The sequence below is a fragment of the Streptomyces sp. NPDC002520 genome, from assembly GCF_053595235.1.
The window spans coordinates 78,555-102,758 of sequence record NZ_JBSFXG010000015.1 but is presented as its reverse complement, the minus strand read 5'-3'; the positions used below and the strand labels follow the sequence as shown (position 1 = coordinate 102,758).

Annotated in this window: 18 protein-coding genes; 13 read left to right on the top strand and 5 right to left on the bottom strand. The window is 68.6% G+C overall.

Features of this window, described 5'->3' with window-relative positions; genetic code table 11:
• Nucleotides 1–102 precede the first annotated feature (102 nt).
• The 10 genes from ACWD5D_RS22040 to ACWD5D_RS21995 all read left to right on the top strand — a co-directional run bounded on the left by ACWD5D_RS22040 (nt 103) and on the right by ACWD5D_RS21995 (nt 10,282).
• Nucleotides 103–1,125 carry an MCE family protein gene (locus ACWD5D_RS22040; RefSeq protein WP_451374513.1) on the top strand — a complete coding sequence of 341 codons (1,023 nt, stop codon included), beginning with the start codon at nt 103–105 and terminating at the stop codon, nt 1,123–1,125.
• Nucleotides 1,122–2,237 (top strand): MCE family protein, encoded by a 1,116-nt coding sequence (locus ACWD5D_RS22035; RefSeq protein ID WP_451374421.1) that lies wholly within the window; start codon nt 1,122–1,124, stop codon nt 2,235–2,237. Before ACWD5D_RS22040 ends, ACWD5D_RS22035 begins: the two co-directional genes overlap by 4 nt.
• Nucleotides 2,234–3,526 (top strand): MCE family protein, encoded by a 1,293-nt coding sequence (locus tag ACWD5D_RS22030; protein WP_451374420.1) that lies wholly within the window; start codon nt 2,234–2,236, stop codon nt 3,524–3,526. The genes ACWD5D_RS22035 and ACWD5D_RS22030 overlap by 4 nt, the downstream gene beginning before the upstream one ends.
• A complete protein-coding gene (locus tag ACWD5D_RS22025) occupies nt 3,523–4,797 on the top strand; it encodes an MCE family protein (RefSeq protein ID WP_451374419.1) in 1,275 nt (424 codons plus the stop codon). Before ACWD5D_RS22030 ends, ACWD5D_RS22025 begins: the two co-directional genes overlap by 4 nt.
• Before the next feature lie 11 nt (nt 4,798–4,808).
• Nucleotides 4,809–5,282 (top strand): hypothetical protein, encoded by a 474-nt coding sequence (locus tag ACWD5D_RS22020; RefSeq protein WP_451374418.1) that lies wholly within the window; start codon nt 4,809–4,811, stop codon nt 5,280–5,282.
• Nucleotides 5,283–5,311: 29 nt separating this feature from the next.
• Nucleotides 5,312–6,070 carry a hypothetical protein gene (locus ACWD5D_RS22015; RefSeq protein WP_451374417.1) on the top strand — a complete coding sequence of 253 codons (759 nt, stop codon included), beginning with the start codon at nt 5,312–5,314 and terminating at the stop codon, nt 6,068–6,070.
• A gap of 354 nt (nt 6,071–6,424) precedes the next feature.
• Nucleotides 6,425–8,143: a sialidase family protein gene (locus ACWD5D_RS22010; protein ID WP_451374416.1), complete on the top strand. Its 1,719-nt coding sequence runs from the start codon at nt 6,425–6,427 to the stop codon at nt 8,141–8,143.
• Complete coding sequence (locus ACWD5D_RS22005) at nt 8,144–8,647, top strand: hypothetical protein (protein WP_451374415.1); 504 nt, start codon at nt 8,144–8,146, stop codon at nt 8,645–8,647.
• 559 nt (nt 8,648–9,206) lie between these two features.
• Nucleotides 9,207–9,842 carry a DUF433 domain-containing protein gene (locus ACWD5D_RS22000; protein ID WP_451374414.1) on the top strand — a complete coding sequence of 212 codons (636 nt, stop codon included), beginning with the start codon at nt 9,207–9,209 and terminating at the stop codon, nt 9,840–9,842.
• Complete coding sequence (locus tag ACWD5D_RS21995) at nt 9,842–10,282, top strand: DUF5615 family PIN-like protein (protein WP_451374413.1); 441 nt, start codon at nt 9,842–9,844, stop codon at nt 10,280–10,282. Before ACWD5D_RS22000 ends, ACWD5D_RS21995 begins: the two co-directional genes overlap by 1 nt.
• Nucleotides 10,283–10,422: 140 nt before the next feature.
• Here ACWD5D_RS21995 and ACWD5D_RS21990 read toward each other — a convergent pair whose 3' ends face one another.
• The 5 genes from ACWD5D_RS21990 to ACWD5D_RS21970 all read right to left on the bottom strand — a co-directional run bounded on the left by ACWD5D_RS21990 (nt 10,423) and on the right by ACWD5D_RS21970 (nt 20,173).
• Nucleotides 10,423–11,679: a hypothetical protein gene (locus tag ACWD5D_RS21990; RefSeq protein WP_451374412.1), complete on the bottom strand. Its 1,257-nt coding sequence runs from the start codon at nt 11,677–11,679 to the stop codon at nt 10,423–10,425.
• Nucleotides 11,680–11,834: 155 nt separating this feature from the next.
• On the bottom strand, nt 11,835–15,113 hold the full coding sequence (locus tag ACWD5D_RS21985) for a type I restriction endonuclease subunit R (RefSeq protein ID WP_451374411.1): 3,279 nt from the start codon (nt 15,111–15,113) through the stop codon (nt 11,835–11,837).
• Nucleotides 15,110–16,267, bottom strand: a complete 1,158-nt coding sequence (locus tag ACWD5D_RS21980; RefSeq protein WP_451374410.1) for a restriction endonuclease subunit S — start codon at nt 16,265–16,267, stop codon at nt 15,110–15,112. The genes ACWD5D_RS21985 and ACWD5D_RS21980 overlap by 4 nt, the downstream gene beginning before the upstream one ends.
• Before the next feature lie 124 nt (nt 16,268–16,391).
• Nucleotides 16,392–18,014, bottom strand: a complete 1,623-nt coding sequence (locus ACWD5D_RS21975) for a class I SAM-dependent DNA methyltransferase (RefSeq protein ID WP_451374409.1) — start codon at nt 18,012–18,014, stop codon at nt 16,392–16,394.
• 17 nt (nt 18,015–18,031) lie between these two features.
• Nucleotides 18,032–20,173, bottom strand: coding sequence for a hypothetical protein (locus tag ACWD5D_RS21970; protein ID WP_451374408.1), 2,142 nt, complete (start codon nt 20,171–20,173; stop codon nt 18,032–18,034).
• Between the two features lie 233 nt (nt 20,174–20,406).
• Between ACWD5D_RS21970 and ACWD5D_RS21965 the strand changes: the two genes are divergently transcribed.
• The 3 genes from ACWD5D_RS21965 (at nt 20,407) to ACWD5D_RS21955 (ending at nt 24,184) form a co-directional block, all read left to right on the top strand.
• Nucleotides 20,407–21,039: a hypothetical protein gene (locus ACWD5D_RS21965; RefSeq protein ID WP_451374407.1), complete on the top strand. Its 633-nt coding sequence runs from the start codon at nt 20,407–20,409 to the stop codon at nt 21,037–21,039.
• 314 nt (nt 21,040–21,353) lie between these two features.
• Complete coding sequence (locus ACWD5D_RS21960; protein ID WP_451374406.1) at nt 21,354–23,813, top strand: AAA family ATPase; 2,460 nt, start codon at nt 21,354–21,356, stop codon at nt 23,811–23,813.
• On the top strand, nt 23,810–24,184 hold the full coding sequence (locus tag ACWD5D_RS21955) for a hypothetical protein (RefSeq protein WP_451374405.1): 375 nt from the start codon (nt 23,810–23,812) through the stop codon (nt 24,182–24,184). The genes ACWD5D_RS21960 and ACWD5D_RS21955 overlap by 4 nt, the downstream gene beginning before the upstream one ends.
• The last annotated feature ends 20 nt before the right edge of the window (nt 24,185–24,204 follow it).

Here is a 24,204-nt window from a genome sequence, read left to right as displayed (position 1 = left end):
CCCCTCGTGAAGGTACACGTCCTGCCGCCCAGGCTGCCCAAACTCCCCAGGCTGCTGCCCAAGCGCAAACCCCGCCCCGAACCCCTCGTGAAAGTACGGGTCCTGCCGCCCAGGCTGCCCAGGATCCGGCTCAAGCGCCCACGCCTGAAGCCCTTCCGTGAGCGCGACCCGATCGTCGTCGGCGCCGTCGGCCTCACCGTCCTCGCACTGCTCACCGTTGCCGCCTTCAACGCAGACAGCCTGCCGCTGATCGGCGGCGGCGACACCTACAGCGCGGCCTTCTCCGAGGCCGGCGGGCTCAAGCCGGGCGACGAGGTACGGATCGCCGGGGTCAAGGTCGGCAAGATCGAGGGCGTCGACCTGGACGGCGACCACGTCAAGGTGACCTTCGAAGTGAAGGGCCACCCGGCGTTCGGTACCGACACGGGTGCGTCGATCCGTGTCAAGACGATCCTCGGCGCGAAGTACCTGGCCCTGTACCCGAAGGGGCCCGGCCAGTTGAAGCCGGGCAGCGAGATCCCGCTCCGGCGGACCGTGTCGGCGTACGACGTCGTCCAGGCCTTCAGCGACCTGACGACCACCACCGAGGAGGTCGACACGGACCGGCTCGCGAAGGCACTGGACACGATCTCCGTCACCTTCCAGGACTCCCCCGAGGAGGTGCGGGCGTCGGTCAAGGGACTGTCGCGGATCTCCCGGACCGTCGCCGCCCGTGACAAGGCGCTGCGTGGGCTCCTCGACCATGCGAACGGAGTCACCAAGGTGCTGGCCGGTCACACCAAGGACTTCTCCGCGCTGGTGAAGGACGGTGACGCCCTGTTCAAGGAGATCGGCAAGCGGCACGCGGCGATCCACAAGCTGCTCAAGAGCTCCGCACTGCTGGGCATCGAGCTGTCCGGCCTGGTCGACGACAACAGCAAGGAGATCGGGCCCGCTCTGAAGAACCTCAACACCTTCGTGACGATGCTCGAACGCAACCAGGCGAGCCTCGACCGCAGCGTCCGGCTGCTCGCCCCCTACGTACGGCTCTTCACCAACACCCTGGGCAACGGCCGCTGGTTCGACTCCTACGTCCAGAACCTGGTCGCCGCCCCGGTCACGCCACGGACGGGAGGCACCCGGTGATCCGCAGACTCCTGGCCCTGTTCACCGTGCTCGCGATCGTCGTCGGTCTCGCCGTCGTCCTCTGGCCGGGCCCCGGCCCCGTCCGCGTCACGGCGTACTTCCCGCGCACCGTCGGCATCTACCCCGGCTCCGACGTCCGCGTCCTCGGCGTCCGCATCGGCGAGGTCAGGAAGATCACGCCGGAGGGCGGCCGGGTACGGGTGGAGCTGGAATACGACCGGGGGCGCAAGGTCCCCGCCGACGCGCAGGCCGCCATCGTCAACTCCTCGGTGGTCAGCGACCGTTACGTGCAGCTGCTGCCGGTGTACCGCAAGGGCTCGGTGCTGCGGGACGGAGACGTCATCCCCGAGTCCCGTACGGCCGTCCCCGTCGAGCTGGACCGGATCTTCGACAGCCTGCACACCACCGCCGAGGCGCTCGGCCCGAACGGTGCCAACAAGAAGGGCTCACTGTCCCGGCTGCTCGGGGTGAGCGCGGACAACCTCCAGGGGCAGGGCGAGAACCTCAACCAGACGGTGGAGGACCTGTCCCAGGCGGTCACCACGCTGTCCGACGGACGCGGCGACCTGTTCGGGACCGTGCGGAACCTCCAGGTGTTCACGGCCGCGCTGGCGGCGGACGACACCAGCGTGCGGGCGTTCAACACCGATCTCGCCGACGTGGCCGGGCAGCTCGCCGGGGAGCGCAAAGATCTCGCGGCCGCGCTGAAATACCTTGCCGCCGCACTCGGCGACGTGTCCGGCTTCGTGAAGGGCAACAAGAAGGCGCTGACCTCGGACGTCAAGGGCCTGGCCAAGGTCACCAAGGTTCTCGTCACCCAACGGGACGCTCTGGAGGAGCTGTTGACCGTCGCCCCCACGGGCCTGTCGAACCTGCAGAACGCCTACAACCCCGCCGCCGGCACCCTCGACACCCGCAACAACGCGCAAGCCCCGCAGGATCCGTCGTCCCTTCTCTGCTCGATCCTGAAGACGGCCGGCGAGGACCACGACAACTGTGCCGGGCTGAAGAAGCTCTTCGACTCCCTGCCCAAGGTCCCGTCGGCCCCGGCCCCGGCGTCGACGGGCACGGTCGACAAGACCCTCGGCGGAATTCTGGGGGCACCGGCATGAGCGTGCGGCGCAAGGGGCGGGTGGCCGCCTGGACGGCGGTCGGCTCGCTGCTGCTGACCGGCTGCGAGTTCAACGGCTGGTACGACGTACCGCTCCCCGGCGGCGCCGCCTCGGACGGTCACGCCTACCACGTCACCGTCGAGTTCCGGGACGTCCTGGACCTGGTGCCGCAGTCGTCGGTCAAGGTCAACAACGTCACCGTCGGCGCGGTCGAGAAGGTGGAACTGGACGGCTGGCACGCCCGCGTGCGGCTCAGGATCGCCGACTCGGTGAAGCTGCCCGGCAACGCGGTCGCCGATCTGAGGCAGACCAGCATGCTCGGCGAGAAGTACGTCGCCCTGTCCGCGCCGGCCGGCACACGGCCCGTCGGACGGCTGCGCGACGGCGACCGCATCCCGCTGTCCCGCAGCGGCCGCAACCCGGAGGTCGAGGAGGTGCTGTCGGCCCTGTCCGCGCTCCTCAACGGCGGCGGGGTGGCCCAGCTGAAGACGATCACCGTCGAGTTGAACAAGGCCCTCAGCGGCCGCGAGGACCGGGTCAGGTCCCTGCTGAAGCAGCTCGACACGTTCCTCGGCGGTCTCGACGACCAGCGGGCGGAGATCGTGCGCGCGTTGAAGGGCGTCGACCGGCTCGCGAAGCGGCTGAAGAAGGAGAAGAAGACGATCGCCCTCGCCGTCGACACCATGCCGCCCGCCCTGAAGGCCCTCGCCGACCAGCGCAAGGACCTGACGAAGATGCTCACCGCCCTGTCCGGGCTCGGCAAGACCGGCACCAAGGTGGTGAACGCCTCCCGCGACGACACCGTCGCCAACCTGAAGAAGCTCCGGCCCATCCTGCAGGAGCTGAACAAGGCGGGCGACGACCTGCCCAACTCCCTCGAAATCCTCACCACCTACCCGTTCCCGCGCAACGCGACGGACGCCGTCAAGGGCGACTACGTCAACCTGAAGATCACCGCCGACCTCGACCTGGCGGACCTCTACGGCAACGTCACCGGCAAGCCCGGCAAGGGCGGGAAGTCCCCAGCCCCCGGGACACCGCGTCTTCCCGGCGTCCCCACCCCCACCCCCCTCCCGTCCGTCCCGTCCCTGCCGGGCACCCCGTCCGTGCCCTCCGCGCCCGCCGTGCCCTCCGCGCCCGCCGTTCCCTCGACGCCCTCCGACGGCAGCACGCTGCTGTGCCCGCCGGTGTGCACCGCCGCCTACGGCGCCGGGGGCGGCTCGCTTCGCCTCCCGTCAGGGGTCGATCCCGGCCTCGCCGAGCTGATGCTGAAGGGGATGCTGTCGTGATCACACGTACGGTCAGAGCCCAACTGCTCGCCTTCGCGACCGTCACCGCCCTCGGGGTGTCGTACGTCGGCGCCCGGTACACGGGCCTGGTGGACGACGTCCTGCACCGCGGGTACACCGTGCGCGCCGACTTCGCCGAGTCCGGGGGGGTCTTCCCCGGCGCCGAGGTCACCTACCGGGGGGTGCCGGTGGGCCGCGTGGGCGATCTGCGGCTTACCGGGTCCGGGGTCTCGGTGGCGCTGAAGATCGAGGACGGCGCCCCGAGGATCCCCGCCGACACGCTCGCGGTGATCGCCGACCGTTCGGCGGTGGGCGAGCAGTACGTCGACCTCCAGCCACGGCGGTCGGGCGGGCCTTACCTCATGGACGGCAGCCCGATCCCGCGCAGCCGCACCCGGACCCCGCTGCCGGTCACCGACCTGGTCCTCAGCCTCGACCGGCTGGTCAACTCGGTCGACAAGGACGATCTGCGGGTCACCGTCGACGAGCTGGGCAAGGCGTTCGCCGGCACCGGACCGAACCTGAGCCGGCTGGTGGACTCCGGCGACGCGCTGGTGGAGTCGGCATCCGAGTCGCTCCCCCAGACCGTCTCGCTGATCGAGGACTCGCGGAAGGTGCTCAGGACACAGGCCGACCAGGGCTCGGCCATCAAGTCGTTCTCCCGTGACCTGGCCACGCTGACCGAGCAGCTGAAGTCGAGCGACGGCGATCTGCGCCGGCTGATCGGCACCACCGCGCCCGCCGCGCAGGAGGTCAGCTCCCTGCTGAAGTCCACCCGGCCGCACGTGCCGGTCCTGCTGGCCAACCTCGTCAGCGGCGGCCAGATCACCGTGGCCCGGCTGCCCGGCGTCGAACAGGCCCTGGTCACGCTCCCGCTCAATGTCGCGGGCAGCTACACGGTCATCCCCGGCGACGGCACCACCCACTTCGGGCTGACCGTGAACGCCGAGGACCCTCCCGCGTGCACCCAGGGCTACGGCACCCAGCGGCGCGACCCCGCCGACACCGGCACGCGCCCCGCGAACACCGACGCGCGCTGCACGCTGCCGCGCGGCAGCAAGACCTCGGTGCGCGGAGCGCAGAACGCGCCCGGCGCGACAACCGGTCGGTACAGCGCCGACCAGGCGGCGTTCGTGGCCCCCTACGACCCGGAGACCGGCACCGTGACCGGCCCGGACGGAACGCCCGTCGAGATCGGCTCGACGGGCGGGGAACAGACCGTGTTCGGAAAGGAGTCGTGGCAATGGCTGCTCGTGGGACCGATGGCATGAGGGGCGGACGCATGAGGCTGCTGTCGGCGGGGCTCGTCGCCGCGACCGTGCTGACGACCGTGCCGTGCGTCTGGCTGGGCCTGAATCTGTCCGACCAGCGCGCGGCGGAGCAGCGCCGTCAGGACATCCTGGCGGCGGCCCGCCAGTCGGCGCTGAGCTTCACCTCGCTCGACTACCGGCACTACGACCGGGACAGTGGCAATGTGCTGAAGGGCGCCACCGGCGAGTTCAAGAAGGAGTTCGCCGCGCAGACCGCACAACTGACGAAGCTGGTCGCACAGAACAAGTCGGTGTCCGAGGGGCAGGTCCTGGAAGCGGGCATCGTGTGGTCCGACGCACGCTCGGCCCGGGTCCTGGTCGTGGCCGACAGCAAGGTGACCAACACCGCCGCGCCCGAGGGCCAGGCGCGCACCTACCGGCTCCAGCTCGACCTCGCGCGCGTGGACGGCCGCTGGCTGACCTCCGACGTCGCGTTCGTGGGCTGACCCTGAGGCCATCGATGAGGAGAGACACCGTGGCGAACCCGACCTCCCGCACCCGCGGCACCGGCTCGCCGGCCCGCCGCACCATGACCGCGGCCGCCCGAGCGGCAGCCAAGCGCGCCGGGCGGCCCGCGCGCCCCGAGCGCGGTGGCCACCAGGAAGAGCAGACTCTCTCCGGGCGCACCCTGCTCGTCGAGCCCCCGGCGAACGGCTGGGAGGACCCGCCGGAGCCCGAGTCGCTCGAATCGTTCGAGGGGGAGCCGGAGGACGGCGCGCCCCCGCGCAAGGCCGGGTGGAGCGTGCTCACCGCGGTGCTGGGCGTCGTCCTCGTGGCGGCCCTGGTCGCGGCCGCCGTACTCGGGTGGCAGTACCGGCAGGGGCGGCAGGCGGAGCAGGCCCGCGGCGAGGCCCTCGCGGCCGCGCGGAAGGCGGCGCCGGTCGTGCTGTCGTACGACTACCGGCACCTGGACCGGGACTTCTCCCGGGCCCGTGCCCTGCTGACCGGGCACTTCCGCGACCAGTACGGCAAGACCACGAAGGCGGTGGTCGCGCCGACCGCGACGAAGTACCACGGCGTAGTGAAGGCGACCGTGGCCACACCCGCCGACGGCGGCGCCCCGGCGGCCTCCGTCGTGTCGGCCACTCCGGATCGGGCCGTCGTCCTGCTCTTCGTCAACCAGGTCACCCGGAGCACTCAGGTCGCGGAGCCCCGGCTGGACCTGAACCGGGTGCGTATGACGCTCACCCGTACCTCCGACAGCTGGAAGGTGAGCGGCGTCGACGCCCTCTGACCAGGCCCCCGTAAGTGCCCTCGCGCAGTCGCGCGGGGGCACTTCTTCGTGGGGAGTGGGGATCCCCAGCCGTCCGACCGGGCCCTTGGCGGCCGGCCGTTCGGCGAGTGCCACCACGTCGACTCGGCCTGCTGCGAAAAGATTTCGGTTTCTCGCGACGGACGCCGCCTGCCTGCCCGTAGAGCAGACGAAGGCATCACCCTCACCGCCACACACCACCATCCTTCGTCCTACTCGCGAACCCACGAGGTACCTGTGGCTCTCCTCTCCGCACTCCGTCTTCACCACCACCCGCGGTCGCGGGCGCGTCTCGCCGTCGGGTTGCTGGCGCTCGTCGCCGGAACCCTGCCGAGTGTGGCTGCCGACGCCGCCACCCCACCCTCCGGATCGGTCAGCGGCACCGCGCCCACGACCACGTGGAGCGCCGGTCCCTTCGCCGTCCCGAATCTCTCCGGCACCGCCGGGACGGTGAGCTGCGGGACGGCGCAATCCTGCGACGACTACGCCCTGAAGGTGTCGGTGCCCGCGGGCTACGACGCCGGTCACAGCCTGCGCGTCGACGTCAGATGGCCGAACTCCGCCGCCGACTTCGACCTGTACGTCCTTGATGCGGACGGCCGAGAGGTGGCCGCCTCAGCCTCTTCCAGTGACCCCGAGACCGTGCTGCTTCCGGCGGTGTCGGCGTCGTACACCGTGCGCGTGGTGCCGTACGCGCCGCTCGGCGACAGCTTCACCGGCGCCGCGAGCCTGGTCACCGCTCCGCCCGATCCGCCGCCGAGTACGGCCACACCGCCGACGTACGCGAACTCCTGGGCACCCGACGGCATCACGGACGCGCACAACGCCGGTGAACCCTCGATCGGCGTCGACCGTGCGAGTGGCGCCGCGATGTTCCAGGCGTACACGTCGACGCTCAAGGTCACCTACGACAGCGCCGGTGCCGCCGCGTGGCAGGACAAGAGCGCGAGCGCGGCCAACGGCTGCCCCCAGGGCAGCACCACCAGCCTCGACCCGATCCTCTTCACCGACCCGGTCACCCACCGCACCTTCGAGTCGCAGCTCGCCGGCAAGACCGCCCTGACCTGCTACACCGACGACGACGGTGAAACGTGGACGCCGACGGGCGGCTCGGGCATCAACTCCGGTGTGGACCACCAGACCATCGGTGGCGGTCCCTTCGCCCCGGGTGGTCCGGGCGCCCTCACGCCGTACCCGAACGCCGTCTACTACTGCTCCCAGGACATCGCCGACGCCTCCTGCGCGGTCAGCCGGGACGGCGGTCTGACGTACGGGCCCGCCGTCCCGATGTACTCGCTGCTGGACTGCGGCGGCCTGCACGGCCATGTGAAGGTCGCCCCGGACGGCACCGTGTACGTGCCCAACAAGGGCTGCGGCGGCCATCAGGCCGTGGCCGTCTCCGAGGACAGCGGGCTGACGTGGACCGTCCGCGAGAACCCGTCCAGCACCCCCGGTGACTCGGACCCGAGCGTGGGGATCGGCGCCGGCGGGACTGTGTACATGGGCTACCAGAACAGCGACGGCACCGCGCGGATCGCCGCCAGCCACGACAAGGGCAAGACGTGGCTGTACGACCAGAACGTCGGCGCGCCCCTCGGCATCAGGAACATCGTCTTCCCAGCCGTGACCGCGGGCGACGACAACCGCGCCGCCTTCGCCTTCCTCGGCACCACCACAGGTGGCAACTACCAGGACACGGCCGGCTTCAAGGGCGTGTGGCATCTGTATGTGGCCACCACCTACGACGGAGGCCAGTCCTGGGTCACCGCCGACGCCACCCCCACCGACCCCGTCCAGAAGGGGTCGATCTGCACGGGCGGCACCACCTGCGGCCAGGACCGCAACCTCCTGGACTTCGCTGACGTCACCATCGACGCCCAGGGTCGCGTGCTCGCCGCCTACGCGGACGGCTGCACCGGCACCTGCGCGACCGGAGGGGCGCAGAACTACGACGCGCTGGCCTCCATCGCCCGCCAGTCCTCCGGCAACACGCTGTACGGCGCGTACGACGCCGTGGTCCGCGGCAAGCACAAGAAGCCCGAAGGAAGCCACTAGATGAAGCCATCGCCCTCGGCTGCCGTACTGGCAGGCGCGGTCCTCAGCCTGGCCGCGGTCACCGGATGCTCGGCGGCGGACAAGCACGCCGAGCGCCCGGAGGCGACACCGTACGCGGCGGAGCGGGCAAGCGATCCGCCGGCCGGGAATGCGGCCGGCGCCGCGCCGGGCGGCTGTCCCACCGCCGTCTCACTGCCGCTCCCCAAAGGCTTCCCGGAGAACCTGCCGGTGCCCGACGGCGCGGTCGTGACCTCGGTGGAGCACCGCACCGGCGGCCGGCTCGTCGTCGCCACCGTCGTACGGGGCGGCTTCGACACCACCCTGGCATTCCTGCACAAGCAGCTCCCCAAGGCCGGCTACATCCCCGGGGAGGGAGAAGTGGAGGAGGACGACGCCGAGTCGAACTTCTCCTCCACGACCGTCCGGGGCCGCTGGACCCTGCGGAAGATGTCCGACTGCAAGGGAGGGGTGTACCTGACGTACCTGACGTCCACCGTCTCCTGAACCCGGGCCGGCCGAGCCCTCTTCCCGGCCGGTGAAACTGCGAGGGGCCACCTTTCGTGACGAGCGGCACCACGTGCGCCGTTGACCCAAGGGTGGCCTCTCGGACGGGAAGACCCCTCACCCATGTTGGACCCAGGTTCGGACCCATCTGGCCGTTTCAGAGCTCGAACGACAAGTGGTTGAGACCAAAAGTCGATCAAGGGAACGACAGAAGACCAGGTCATGGGTTAACAGACCTGGTCTTCAGTGGAGCCGCTTTCGGGATTCGAACCCGAGACCTACGCATTACGAGGGTCTGCAAGATCGTGACGATGGATGCCGCGCCGTAGCACTGGATCCTGTTTTCGCTGGTCAGCGGCGTGCGACCGAGAGGCACGTGCTCGTCCTGTCCGACCCGTGCCACCCTGTCCGCTCACGCACGGCTCACGCACGCTGGTCGTTTCACCGCTTCGCCGCAGAGGATCTGGAACATCTGGGCCATCGTCGTTCTGTAGCCTTCCGGCTCGGAGAACTGGGATGATGGCACCCCACAGCACGCGACCGGGATGGGAGGCAGCAGATGGCGTACTCGACCCGCATGGCTGCCGCCCTCTCGGGAGCGACGGTCGGACAACTGCGCACGTGGCGGCAGGATCGTGGCAACGGGCCGATCCTCCAACCCGAGCTGGCGGCCAGGCCGGCCCTCTACTCCTTCCGTGACGTACTCGCGCTGCGGGCATTCGCCCACCTCCGCCAGGACGTGTCGCTCCAGAAGATCCGCGCAGCCCTGGCCACCCTGAGGAAGATCGGGGAGGTCGAGCACCTGTCCAGCTACTCCCTGGTGGCCGAGGGCGACTCCATCGTCCTCGCCGGCCACGATGACCATGGCACCGATCTGGTCAAACGCCCTGGCCAACGAGTGGTCGCCACCATGGCCGACATCCTGCAGGAGTTCGCTCCCAGAGCCGGCGTCGTCGTCCCCCACCTGCTCCAGCCGAAGCAGCACGTCACTGTCGACCCCGAGACCCAGGGCGGACAGCCCGTGATCACGGGCACGAGGATCCCCTTCGACACCGTCGCGGAGCTGATCGAGGACGGCATCCCGCCGGAGGAGATCGCCGACTACTACCCCGGCGTCACCGCTGACGCAGCGCGTGACGCTGCTTCCTTCGCGCTCTACGTGGACAGTTACAGCACGGGAGCGCGCGCTGCCTGATGCGGATCCTCATCGACGAGAACGTCCCCGTACAGGTGCTGGAGATACTCAGACGGATCCTGCCCGGACATGAGGTCAAGCACGTCAGCGAGATCAAGTGGGCGGGCAAGAAGGATCTCGCGCTTCTCCCCGATGCCGCGAGAAAGGGCTTCGACATCTTCCTGACCAGGGATGCCCGACAGCTGGAGGATCCGTCGGAGACGGAGGCCATCAAGAAGTCGGGCATGCACCACATCCGCTTCAGCCAGGCGCACAGGGGCATGGCCGGTCTGGGCCTGGCCATGGGTGCGGTGGTAGCGGCCATGCCCCTGATCGTCGGTGAGCTCAGCGAAGCAGACACCCAGCAGCTGATTCACATCAAGGGCTTGAACCCGGTGAGCAAGCACCGTTTCGAGCGTGTGGACCCGTCCGTGTCACCGCCGTCCTACTGGCCACGGTAGACGAGCGACGCTTCCCGCCGCATACCCGACGTGGCGGGAAGCCATGACGACCACCCGGCTCGGGGCCGGACGGCAATCCTTCTGGTGCAGAGCCGGCAGGAGGGTGCGTCAGTCGTCCGGCATACCGGGATGGTCGGCGCTCACTCAGTCTTCTTGTCGCCTTGCTCGTCGTTCCCGCGCAGACGACGCGCTCGCTCGGCGATACCGCTGGAGAGCTTGTTCTTCACCGAGTTGGCCCGGTCGAGGGTCTCGTTGCCAAGGCTTCGGGCAGCACCAACACCTTTTACTCCTGTTTCCAACGCTTTGTCCCTCACCTCCAGGGCAGCTTCCGCCCATCGCCTCGCCTCAGATGAGTCGCCACCGGACTCGATTCCGAGCCGCACGTGAAAGTCATGGACGCCAGTCGCGACCTGGTTGCTCGACTGGACCACAGCCGGGGACGTGGTCGGGTGCAGCAACACCTTGGCGTTGGCCACGCCAGCAGCGGCGTTCATCCTGGCCAGCAGAGTTTCGGTGCTCCGCGAGATGTGCTCCAGCCGGTCCTGCCGGGCGGCCTTCAGGCCGAGGCGATGCCCGTTGAGCTCATCGGGGGACGCGTCCAGCACCCTGTCGAGTTCCAGTACGGCGATCGCGTCCTGCAACTGGAAACAGCGAGCCAAAACGGCGAGCCATTCTCGAACGATGACCTCAGCCTCCTTGACCATCGTGGCGAGATCGCCGATCTTGGTCTGGCGCTCCATGTTCTCCGCGAGCGCGTCGAGTTGACGCAGCGCATACGCCTGCGTCTCCGCGATCGTCGCCGGCGCGGCGTGCACCTTCGACCAGGTGACCTCGTCGACCCTGCCCCGCTTCTCTCGGATGGTCATGGCTTCCTCGATCACGAAGCCCACTCCGATCATGCGGGCCAACACAGCGTCCTTCTGGGCACGCAGTACGTCGTCGACCTTCTTATCGATCGCGGCGAGATAGTCAGTGATCTCGTCCATGGTCTGTTGCATCGCAACCTGCGCCATGAACTTCCCGGCGTTGGCAAGAGTCGCCGGGTTGGACAGGAGCGATCGGGGCGCCTGCGCGAACTCGAGGAATCCCTTGATCTGACCCTTCTGCCCCTTCAGCACACCCGTGCTGAGCCCCGTCTTCGCTCTCTCCCTCAGGCCGTACTTCTTCAGAAGCAGCGCCGACTTCGGGGTCAGCTTCACCCAGTGAGCGGAGTTGGCGACGAACTCCGATCCTGCCTCTGCGACTGCAGCACCCGTAGCGATGACGGACTTGTACCATCGCGGTCCGAGGCTCTTGGACGGCAGTCCCTCCGAAGCTAGGAAGATTTCGACATCCTTCGCGCTCCCGATGACTGTCAGCCCATCCCCGTCGCTGATCAGCTGAATCTCGTTGTCCATGGTCCGCTCCTGAAGTGGCTTCTCGCCGTCGAAGGTGGTCGGGGTTCGCAGAGTGATCGCCGGGCCGCGGCCGAGGTCTTCCGAAGGCGGGAGACCTCGGCCCCGACCCGGTCGGGGCGGGTGCACTGCTCTTGCGCCGACGTGGCCGCGCGGGCTCAGCTGTCCGGCATACCGGTGGTGGCCCACTCGTCGGCGAAGTGCTCCATCTGCTTCAGGACCAGCTTCACCGCCTCCGCACGGCGGTCTGGCGGGTAGCCGTGGCGGGCCAGCAGGCGCTTGATGGCGCTGCGGAGCCCGGCACGGACCGGCTCGCGGGCGATCCAGTCCGGCTTGAGCTTCTTCTGGACCTCCGCGACGAGGTCACGGGCGATGCTCGCCAGAACCTCGTCGCCCATGAGCTCCTGAGCCGAGTCGTGCTCTGCGACGGCGTCGTAGAAGGCGAGCTCACGCCAGTTCAGCGGCGGCTCGAACTTCTCGCCGCGCCTGGCGTCTTCGACCACTTCCTTGGCCATCTCGACGAGCTTGGCGATGAGTTCGGCGCTCGTGTACTGCTGCCGCGTGTACCGGATCATGAGGTCCTGCAGGCGGTCCGAGAAGGCCGTGCGGCGGACGATGTTGTGACGCGTGACCTCGCGCATCTTCTGCTCGATGAGCCGCCGCAGTGCCTCCGCCGCGAGGTGGGGAGTGTCGCTGCCCTGGAGCTTGGCGACGAGCGCGTCATTGAGGTGCGTCAGGTCGGCCATCTCCAGGCCGGCCTCGGCGAACAGGTCCGATATCCCGCCGGTCTCGACCACGGACGAGGTCAGCTGGGCGAGGTACAGCTCGACATCGCGAGCTACCGGTAGGCCGCGGGCTTCGCGGTCCGCCGCGTCGAGCTTGGCCATATAGGCACGGACCTCGACGAAGAACTGGATGTCTCGGCGCCAGGTCGGGTGATCCGGGAAACGCTCACCGATGTTCGTGGCACTGGCGGACAGCGCGTAGAAGCGCTCCAGGCGGTGGGAGTGGTCGCGGAAACGCCGGCCGACGGTCTGGCGCGGGTCGTCGAGCTTCTCCGGGTCGTTGCCGGGGGTACGCGGGTTCCGGAGGTACTCGGCGGCCCCGCCAGCGGCGTTGACGAACGCCTTCGCTGTCGGCTGTTCAAGACGCGCACGCCAATTGAAGCCGCGCAGGATGTCGCTGAGGATGTCGTACTCGTTGCGCAGCTCGTCCAGTGCGCGGTCGAGGTCCTGGCCGAGGGTGCGGTCCTCCTGGTCGGCGTCTGTGTACTCGGCGATCGCCTTCTGCAGGTTCTCCGTCAGCGGCGCGTAGCCGACAAGTAGACCGTCCTCCTTGCCGCGGAAGCGGCGGTTGACCCGGGCGAGGGCCTGCATCAGGTTGGCGCCCTTGAGCGGACGGTCCAGGTACATGGTGTGGACCGGCGGGGCGTCGAAGCCGGTCAGCAGCATGTTGTTGACGATGAGCAGCTCCAGCTCGTCGTCGGGGTCCTTGGCCCGGTTGATGACCGCCTTGCGCTGCCCGTCGGGCAGCGCGTGGTCGAGCAGGTGGTCCTCGTCCTTGCGGGAGTTCGAGGAGAAGACGATCTTCATCGCGCCCTTGGCGGGCTCGTCGCTGTGCCAGTCCGGCCGCAGCTCGCGGAGGGCGTCGTAAACCTTGACGCAGATCTCACGGGTCGCGCAGACGACCATCGCCTTGCCGGCTGCCCCGCCCTTCTCGGAGACGCCGACGAACGGCTCCATCCGCTCTCGCCGCTCCTCCCAGTGCGCCACTAGGTCCTCGGCGAGATCCCTGACACGGGCCGGCAAGCCGTACATGGCATTCATCGTGGCGACGGCCGTCTCGACCCGGCGACGTTCGGTGTCGTCGAGACCGTCGGTGATGCGGTCGGCCTCCTCGTCGATCTTCGTCGGGTCGACGTCCTTGCCGAGGACGAGCTTGATGACCCGGCCCTCGTGGAAGACCTTGACCGTCGCGCCGTCGTCAGCGGCCCTCTTGAGGTCGTAGATGTCGATGTAGCCGCCGAAGACCTGGCGGGTGTTGCGGTCGGCCTCGGAGATCGGCGTCCCGGTGAAGGCGAGGAGCGTGGCGTGCGGGAGGGCGTCGCGGAGGTGACGGGCGTAGCCGTCGAGGTTGTCGTAGTGGCTGCGGTGGGCTTCGTCGACGACGACCACGATGTTGCGCCGGTCGGAGAGCAGCGGGTGGTCGGCCCCCGACTCCTTCTCTTCCTTGGTCTTACCGAACTTCTGCAGGGTGGTGAAGAGGATGCCGCCGGTCCGCTTGGCCGCGAGCTCCTCCCGCAACTTGGCCCGGGTCGCAACCTGGAGAGGCGTCCCCGGGAGGATCTCACTCTCCAGGAAGGTGGAGTACAGCTGGTCGTCGAGGTCGTTACGGTCGGTGATGACGACCACGGTCGGGTTAAGCAGGGCCGGGTCGCTCATCACCATCGCCGTGGTGAGCACCATCTCCTCGGACTTGCCCGAGCCCTGCGTGTGCCAGACGACACCGGCTTTCCCGTCTCCGGCTGCCGCTTCACGTACCTTCTCCGCGGCCCGGGTCACCGCGAAGTACTGGTGCGGCTTCGCGATGCGCTTCATCCGCTTGGATGGCACGAAGTTGATGAAGGACCGGCAGAGGGAGAGGAAGCGAGGCTGGGCGAACAGCCCGTGCAGCGCCAGGTTCTGGCCCGAGTCGGCCACTCCGTCGCCGTCCGCGGTGAACGGGTCGACGCGGGCCCCTGTCTCGTCCGTGTTCCACGGCGCGAAGTGCTCGTACGGAGTGAAGGGCGTGCCGTACTTCGCCGTGATCCCGTCGGAGAGCAGCACCACCGCGTTGTAGCGGAAGGCGGTAGGGAACTCCTTCACGTATCGGGAGACCTGCGAGTGCGCGTCCTGAAGCGTGGCGTACTCATCGCCAGCGCGTTTCAACTCCAGCACGGCGAGCGGGAGTCCGTTGACGTACAGGACGATGTCGAAGCGGCGCCGCTTCTCGCCGTCGACGACGGTGACCTGGTTCAGCGCGCGATAAGTGTTCCCGTCCGGGTCCGCCAGGTCGACGAGGCGGATGGTCGGGTTGTGCTCGGCACCGTAGGCGTCGGTGTAGACGACGGAACGGATGCCGGTCGTCAGGTAGCCGTGGGCGGTGCGGTTCTCCTCGTACGTGTCCTGCGACTCCGGGGTCGCCGCGGCGGCGACGGCGTCGCGTACGGCATCCGGGGGCAGCTCGGGGTTGAGCCGCTCGATCGCCTCATGCAGGTCGGGGTAGAGGATCAGGTCGTCCCAGGACTTACGGTGCCCGGAACCGGGGGCGAACTCGTTCCCGGCGGCCGGCAGCCAGGCCAGCTCGGCGAGCTCGTCGAGGGCGAGGATTTCCCAGTCGGCTTCCAGGGGGCGGCGGTTCTGGCTTCTTCTGCTTCCGCTCTCATCATCGTGCGTCATGTGTGGTCCTCGACAATCTTCTCGGCGTCTTTGACGCGAAGGCGGCCGGACATGAGCTGGGGGAGGAGGGTGTCTCGGAGCGTGGCGAGTGCACGGTTCTCCTTGGCAGCCTGAGCGGCAGCGGCGTGCAAGGGCGCAACCATCCGAGCGAATTCTTCGACTTGCACCGTGTCAGGTAGCCGGATCTGCATGGCTTTGAAGTTCTTGCGACTGAGCTCAAGGAAGGTGGAGCCATTTGCAAGACTGATCATTTCGTCCACTCGGGAGCGCATCTCATGCAGGAGCCACCACCGCATGCCCTCGTTCGGCGGGAGCACCACGATGAACCCCTGGTTCACAGCCGCAGGTACTTGCGGCAGAGCAAAGGCACCAATCGTGGCACGCGAGGTCATGAAGATCGATTGCGGGGGGTAGAGCTGAGAGGCACAGTTTTCGAGACCGAGCTCCGAAATTCTTCGGCTGGTCTCGAATAGATACGGGGACGGGAGAGCTGTCACGTCGGACGGCGTTGTCCAATGCACTTCGCCGCCCCAGTATTCATCTACCGTGGTGCTCGGAGTGCCGCCACCGGAGACGGAAGCAACGGATCCGAAGGTCTCCTGGCCGACCTCCAGTCCGCTGACCGCTCGGGTGAACTGTGCGTCGGCCAACTCGACGGTCGTGGCAGCGATGCGGTCGTTGACGGCGATCTTGTCATCCAAAGATCCGAGCAGGGAGACGATCCGATCCTGCTCTCCGCGGCTGGGGATGCACACATGGAAGGCTTTGGCCTCGGGGTAGTAAACAGTCTGGTGGGTCGTTCCGTGTGCGAACCGCCGGACGGAGTCCTGCTCCATCACCAGAATGTAGTGGAGGTAGCGAGATGAGATCTGCGGCCCGCACACCCAGTTGATGAAATCCTGGCTCGTCGCCATTGGAACACCCATGGTGACCACATAGCCCACCGATGCCGTTCGAGACAAGCAGACAGTACCGGCCGGAAGCAATCGGGCGGATGAGTTGTCCAGGCCAGCCTGAGTGATGGTTTGCAGGGTGGATGCAATGACTCGCCCATGATTTCCGGTCGCATCCTTGATGCCGATCCATGGAACGTCGCCATCCCAGTACTCGGCGTGCCGACGGCTTGGAGTGTGACCGCTCTCCAGACGAGCCATGTCTGACAACAGAGTCCACATGAAGCCAGAAGGTGCCGGAATGCTAGGTTTACCGACGCTCAATGCCCACTTACCAGGGATGATCCCTGTTGTGGCGGCGCGTCCCCCCGTAGTTGTAGTGGTCCTAGCCATGGAGGGCCCCCAACTGCTCCCGGACCGTCTCCTCAAGCTCCGCCGACTGCTCGAACAACCCGAACAGCTCCTTCGTCAGCGTGGAGATCCGTGCCGCCACGGCCTCCGCGTCCTCCTCCTCTGCCTCGACTGCCCCTACGTACCGCCCCGGCGTCAGCACGTACCCATGCTGACGGATAGTGTCCAGGTCGGCCGAGAAGCAGAACCCCGCCTCATCCGCGTACGTCAGCCCAGCCTTCCGCGCCGACGCCGTCCCCCGCCATGCGTGATACGTACCGGCGATCTTCGCGAGGTCGGCCTCTGTCAGGAACCGCTCCGTCCTGTCCACCATCTCGCCCATGTTCCGGGCGTCGATGAACAGGATCTCGCCTCGCCGGTCGCCCAGGCGCTTCTCGCCCTGGGGCGTCTTGTCCTTGGCCAGGAACCACAGGCAGGCCGGGATCTGTGCCGTACGGAACAACTGCGACGGCATGGCCACCATGCACGCCACCAGGTCGGCCTCGACCAGCGCCTGCCGGATCTCGCCCTCGCCGCTGGACTGCGTGCTCATCGACCCATTCGCCAGGACGATGCCGGCCGTCCCCCTCTCCCCCAGCTTGGAGATCATGTGCTGGAGCCATGCGTAGTTAGCGTTGTTCTTCGGCGGGACGCCGTACCGCCACCTCGGGTCGTTCTCGTCCCTCGCCCACTCCTTGATATTGAAGGGCGGGTTGGCCATGACGAAGTCGGCCTTGAGGTCGGGGTGCTTGTCGTCGGCGAAGGTGTCGCCCCAACGGGCGGCGAGGTTGCCGTCGATGCCGTGGATGGCGAGGTTCATCTTGGCCAGGCGCCATGTACGTTCGTTGAGCTCCTGCCCGTAAACGGCAATGTCGGCCTTGTGGCCGCGCCCTTGGTGCGCCTCGATGAACTTGGTCGCTTGGACGAACATGCCACCTGAGCCGCAAGCCGGGTCGTACACGCGCCCCTCGTAAGGCTCCAGGATCTCGACAATCAGTCGGACAACAGACTGAGGTGTATAGAACTCCCCGGCCCGCTTGCCCTCGGCCCGCGCGAAGTTGCCGAGGAAGTACTCGTACACCTCGCCCAGTACGTCCTGCGCGGGCTTGTCGCCGCTGCCGCCGAAGCGGGCGTCGCTGATGAGGTCGACGAGTTCGCCGAGGCGCTTCTGGTCCACGTTGTCGCGGTTGAAGATCTTTGGCAGGACGCCCGTGAGCGAGGCGTTCTCGCGCATGACGGCGTCCATCGCGTCGTCGAGGAGCTTGCCGACGCCCTGGCTCTTGGCGTGGGTGGCGATCCACGTCCAACGGGCGGTCTCCGGCACCCAGAAGACGTGGGCACCGGTGTACTCGTCCCGGTCCTCCAGGAAGTCGTCCATCCGGTCCTCGGTGATGCCGTCATCGGCAAGTTCCGCGGCGAGCTCGGAGCGACGCTCGTCGAAGGCATCGGAGACGTACTTCAGGAAGATCAGACCAAGGACGAACTCCTTGTACTGCGCGGCGTCGATGGAGCCACGCAGCTTGTCAGCAGCCTTCCAAAGGATCGCCTGGATCTCCTTGGCGGTGGAGGCGCTGAACAACTCCGCCTGATCGGTGGGCTTCTTCGCAGCGGTAGCCATAGGGCAGACCGTCTCCTTCAGTCGTCGGTTCCGGGGAGGTTCTGGAGGGTGAGCGTGCCGTCGGCGATACCGGCGGCGGTGAGGCGGATCAGGTCGTCGAGAGCGTCGGACTGCTCCCGCAGGAGGCGCGCGCGGGTCTCGATCTCCGTGAGCACGGCCTCGAAGCGCTCGGCTTCGAGCCGGCTCAGGTCGGGGATGAGGAGGTCTTCAATGCCGCGCGAGGCCCGCACCGCGCCACTGGTACGCGCGTACTCGACGGCGGCCGCCCGCAGCAGTGCTGCGAGTACCCGTGGCAGCACCGGCGGGTCGGCGTCGGGGTGGACGCGGAGGATACGGGCCGGGGCAGCCACCAGCGACAGGCCCGCTTCGTCGACGTAGGTGCCGAAGCGGGGGCTCGTAGTGACGACGATGTCGCCCGGCTCGGTGAACAGGGCGTGTTCGTAGCCGGTGAGGAGGACTCCGCGGTCGATGCGGCGTTCGCCCGGGCGTGCGATGCCGAGGACCTCGTCGGGGGTGAGCACGGTGTAGTGGCCGTCTTCCGTGAGGTGTTCGTCGGCGAAACGGTGCCCGGGGCGTCGGCGCAGGCGCCGGTCGTCGAGGAGCCGGCGGACGGTGGTGCGCCGCACGGGCTGGTCGTCGGGGCGCAGCACGACCTGGGCGCTCAGTGCCGTGCGCAGGTCGGCGCGCTGCCGGGCTTGCTCGTGCAGCTCCGTCAGGCGCTGCTCCAGGGCGCTGATGCGGACCGGACGCTCGATGACGCCCCGGGTGTAGCGGGCCATGGGCGGGCGGTGCTGGGTGGTGAAGGCAGCGCCCGGCCGGTCATCGAGGTCCTTCGCGGGAACGATCACCGCGTGGCGGGGTTCGTGGCGGCGGTCGCCGCGCCAGGGGGCGGCGCGCCAGATGGCGATGTCCTCGGCGAGCACGTCAAGGACCGTGTCGGTGAGCGGCTGCGCAGAGTAATCGGCGAGGAGGACCAGGCCCGTGCGGTGTTCCGCCGAGGTGCGGGCCAGCACCCAGAGGGCGGTGCGGTAGCCGGGACGGTAGGGGAACGCGCCGTCGGGCAGGCTCACCGCGGCCTTGAGTAAACCGTCCCGGAGGAAGGACCGGCGCAGACGGTCGGCCTCGCTGTGCCGGGGGAACGGGCGTACGAGCACGTCGGCGGGGCCGAGAACGACGGCTGTCGAGCCTTCGTCGAGGTAATCGGTGAGTGCCTGTACCTGTTCCAGGACGACCTGTGGGCTGCGGTTCTCCCCCGACTCGTAGGGGAGGACGGAGACCAGCAGATGGGGATATCCCCAGTCGTCGACGGGCAGGTCCTCCCCTTCGGTGACGCCGAGGTCGAACTCGTTCACGCCTCGGACGAGCATCCGGCGGCGGACCAGGCGGGCCCGCACCGGGTCGGAGTCGGCGGCAAGGTAGGTGTGGCCGGAGTCCTCGGCGGCCCGGGCGTGCAGGGCGGCGAGCAGGTCGCCGGAGCGCGCGTGCGGGGTGGCGACGACGGAGCCTTCGTCGAGGGTGTCGACACCGGACAGGGCAGCGAGGGCGCGTACCACGGCCGGGGTGGGCTCGTCGGCGGCCAGTTCATGGGAGCCGAGGCGGCGGCGGGCCTCCAGGACCCAGTCGAAAGCCTCGGCGGGGGTGTAGGCGGCCTCGGTCAGCTCGTCGGCCAACGCGGCTAGCTCGGGACCGAGGCGGTCCGACTCCGGGACGGCCTTCAACTCGGCCGACATGTGTGTGTCCTCGGGATCGAGCTCGTCGGCCTGGGTGAGGACCGCGTCCCAGCTCTGGCCCGAGAGAGGAACGTCAAGTTGTTGGCGCAGGCAGATCAGCGCGGTCAGTGCCCCCACCAGGACGGAGGCGGAAAGGGCAGGCGTCCGCCAGGCGGCGAGGGTGTACAGGGCCAGTTCGGCCTGCAGGCGGCGGGGTTCGGCGTTGCCGCGACCCGTCGTCGTCAGCCAGTCGACGACCGCGCGGGCGTCGAACAGGGGTCGCCCTTCTTCGTGGGCTACGGGAGCGGGAAAGTCGGGGTGCCTGCGGCTCCAGGTGGTGGGGACGGGCCGACGCACCTGGGCGAGGGTGGCGATTTCCGCATATGTGATCCGCCAGGCCGACGGCTCGGGCACGATGGGCGACACGGCCCCTTCGCGTGTGCTGGTCACTCGCTCCACTCCCCCTTCCGTACCGGTCCTGTTCAGGCATCCTCGCCGGCCGATCAGCGGACCCCGAGGCAGGCAGAACCCTACAGCGAAGGGGAAAAGGGCAGGAGAGGAAAGCTGATAACCCCGGTTATCAGCATCTCCAACGGATTTTCGAGCCTGCCGGTCTCACTCTGGTGCTCGTTCGGCGCACCGACACCCGGTGCTCGCCGCAGTCGCGATCCGGAGGTCTCCCCATGGCTGACATGTCCTCGATGCCGCCCGCCCACCAGCCGTCGGAAGGCATGGGCGCCGGCCCCGGCTGGGCAACGGTGCCTCCGCAGCCGACGCTGCACACGTTCACCCAGCCGCCCGTGCCGGGCCTGCCGCCCGCCGGGCGCACGCCCTCGCGGCGCAAGGTCTGGCTCACCCACGGCGCGACGGCGCTCGTCGCGCTGATCTTCGGTGCCGCGATCGGTGGCGGCCGAGAGTCCGGCGCTACGGCGGGCTCCTCGGGTCCCGCCCCGGCCGTCACGGTCACCAAGGCCGCCGCGGGCGAACCGAAGCCGGCCGTGACTGTCACCGAGACGGTCAAGGCGACGGTCACCGCCAAGCCGAAGCCGGTGAAGAAGTCCGGCCCCCCGAGCAGCTTCTCGGGCGAAGGCCAGTACCTCGTGGGCGAGGACATCCAGGCCGGCACCTACCGGACCTCTGGCCCGGAGAAGGACAGCATCATCCCTAACTGCTACTGGGCACGCCTCAAGAACGCCTCCGGCGAGTTCGACGCGATCATCGCCAACGACAACATCCAGGGGCAGGGCCGCGTCACCGTCAACAAGGGCGAGTACTTCAAGACCAGCGGCTGCCAGGACTGGCAGAAGGTCGGCTGACGTCGAGGAGTCTCCCTCCCCGGCCGCCTGAGAGGTGTCCCGTCACGGCGCTCTCACGCGGACGGAGGCCGCCCTTCGAACAGACGGCCTCGAGTACACCCTCGGTGGCTGACCGCTGACGGGGAACCGCCCACTGGCGCATGTGCGACGCGCGCACGCCATCGGCGACCGACCGCCGCCCCTGTCGACTTCGCCATCTCCGACATCTCTGGGTGCCGAGCTCATCGAAACCGACACACGCGGATAACCCGACGCCCCCGCAGCACAGCTGTTGCGCCACCTCCCAGTCAAGTACCGGATCAAGGAGCACTCCCATGACCAGTTCGGAACAGAACGAGCCTGCCGCGTCACCTTCCGCGCCCCTCGCCCCACAGGCCCCTGCCGCCGAGTCCGTGCCGCTCGCGGACCTGGTGGAGACACTTCTGGCTGCCGCGCCCCTCGCCGAACCCGTGAAGGCACTCCTGACCGAGGCACTCGGCTGCGCGCAGACCCCGGGGAACTCGCCCATGGGACGGATCTTCCTCGGCTCCGTCTCTGTGGAAGGTTTCCGCGGCATCGGCCCCCGGGCCTGGCTGAACCTCAGCCCCCGCCCGGGTGTCACGCTCGTCGTGGGCCGCAACGGCTCGGGGAAGTCCAGCATCGCCGAAGCCATCGAGACAGCGTTCACCGGCACGAACATGCGTTGGCTCGGGCAGGACGCGACGCGCACCAGCAACTGGCGCAACCTTCACGACGGGGCCAAGACGGAGATCGAGGTCAAGCTCGCCGTCGAGGGCGACTCCGGCCGGAGCACGCTCACTCGCGCCTGGACCGGCCACGACATCACGGACTGCGTGGGCACGTTCCGGCGTCCGGGACACGGCGCAGTCCCCCTCGACCAGGCGGCGTGGAAGCAGGCCCTGACGGACTACCGTCCCTTTCTGTCGTACGTAGACCTCGGCCGCATGATCAGCGGCAAGCCCTCCCAGATGTATGACTCCATCGCCACGATCCTCGGACTCGGGCACCTGAGCGCCGCGTACAACCACCTTGGGCTGCAGGAGAAGGCGCTGGGCGACGCGGTCAAGGCGGCGAAGAACGAGCTGCCGGAAATCACGGCCGCGCTGTACGCACTCGAGGACGACGAGCGTGCGGTCCAGGCGCTCGTCGCCATTGAGACGAAGGGCCGGCCTGACTTCGAGGCGCTGGACGGACTCGTGGCGGGCCTGCCCTCCGACGATGACGGTCTCCTCGCCGAACTGCGTGCCGCGGTCGACATGCGGGGACCTGACCTGGAGCAGGTCGGAGCAGCGGTGGACCGGCTGCGCGAGGCACTCGCCGGAGTCGAGGACGTGCGTCTGAGTGGGGCCGAGGACGCGTTGCAGCGCGCCGGCCTGCTGGAGAAGGCCCTGGCCCACAGCAACCGTCATCCCGACGAAGGGTCCTGCCCGGTCTGCGGCACGGAACGGGTCCTCGACGCCGCGTGGGCCGCCGACGCCGGTACCCAGATCGCCCTGCTCCGGCAGGAGGCGAAGACCGCCGAGGACGCGCGCAGCGAACTGCGGTCGGCGGCACGGGCGGCTCAGAACCTCATCGAGACGCCTCAGCGGATCCCGGCCGCCCTGACCGATCCCTGGAACGAATGGCTTGCCTGCCGTGCGATCAGCGATCCGGCTCAGCTCGTGCAGCGCTTCCACGACACCGCCTTGACCCTGGCCGACGCCTGCGCCGCCGTGAAGGACAACGCCGTCCGGGAGCTGGCGAAGCGGGACGAACGGTGGCGTCAGCTCGTCACGCGCCTGGCGAACTGGACGGAGAAGGCCCGCACCGCGGCGGACGCCGAGCCCCGACTCGGCCATGTCAGGAAGGCCCGCACCTGGGTCAAGACGCTCACCGCGGAGCTGCGGGAGAGGCGTATGGAGGGCTTCACCGGCCACTCCCAGCGCATCTGGGAGAAGCTTCGCCAGGAGAGCGACATTGACCTCCAGTCGGTGAGCCTCCAGGGCAGCGAAAGGGCCAACGTCCGCAAGCTTGTCATGGGCGTCACCGTCGACGGGGAGGAGGCTTCGGCGCTGAGCGTCATGAGCCAGGGAGAGCAGCACTCTCTCGCGCTGTCCTTGTTCCTGCCCCGCGCGGCCACCGCCGACAGCCCGTTCGGCTTCATCGTCATCGATGACCCCGTGCAGTCCATGGACCCGGCCAAGGTCAACGGGCTCGCCCAGGTCCTGCACGAGCTCGGCGAGCACCGGCAGGTGGTCGTGTTCACCCACGACACCCGGCTTCAGCGCGCTTTCACGACCCAGGAGCTGCCGGTCACGGTGTTCGAGGTCGAGCGGGGCAAGGCGTCCAAGGTGAACGTCAAGGCGGTGACCGATCCGGTCCGCCAGGCGATCGCGGATGCCAGGGCTCTCGCCAGTACCGAGAGTCTTCCGGAGGCGGCCCGCACCCACGTGCTCCCCGCACTGTGCCGGATCGCGCTGGAGAACGCCTTCGTCGAGGCGGCCTGGGTCCAGCACCTCCGCTCCGGGGGCTCCGAGCACGATCTGCAGTCCGCCGTGGCCGACGCGGACAAGCTCATGAAGATGGCCGCGCTGGCCTTCTTCGGCGACATCGGCCGCACCGGCGATGTCTACCGGGAGCTCCGCACCCGTTGCGGCCCGCGTGCGGTGGACCTCCTCAAGCAGTGTCAGAGCGGTGCCCACGCCACGGGAACCCGCATCGCCGACGCGCACCGCTTCGTGACCGAGATCAGCGAGCTCGCGCAGAAGGTGCGCAAGACGGAGGTGGCAAAGTGACTGGCGCCGCAAGTACTTCGATCGACGAGCTGCTGCTGACAGCCGACCAGTTGCTCTCCGACCCCAGCGTCGAAGCCTCGGCGGCCGGTCGGCACCGTGGAGCCTCCCTCGCGCTGCGGACCGCCCTGGAGATCGCGGTCGACCGCACGCTCGACGCCGCGATGCCGGGACTGGCCGGTATCAACGCGCGGGCGAAGATGCTCTGCCTGCGCTGCTACACCGCCGCGACGACCGCTCGCCGGGCCAACGCCGTCTGGTCGCACCTCTGCCTCGGGTGCCACTACCACCAGTACGAGATCGGACCCACCAAGGACCAGGTCCATGCGTGGCGCGCGGAAGTCGGCGAACTGGTACGGGAATTGCCCCGTTGACCAGATATTCACAGCTGGCC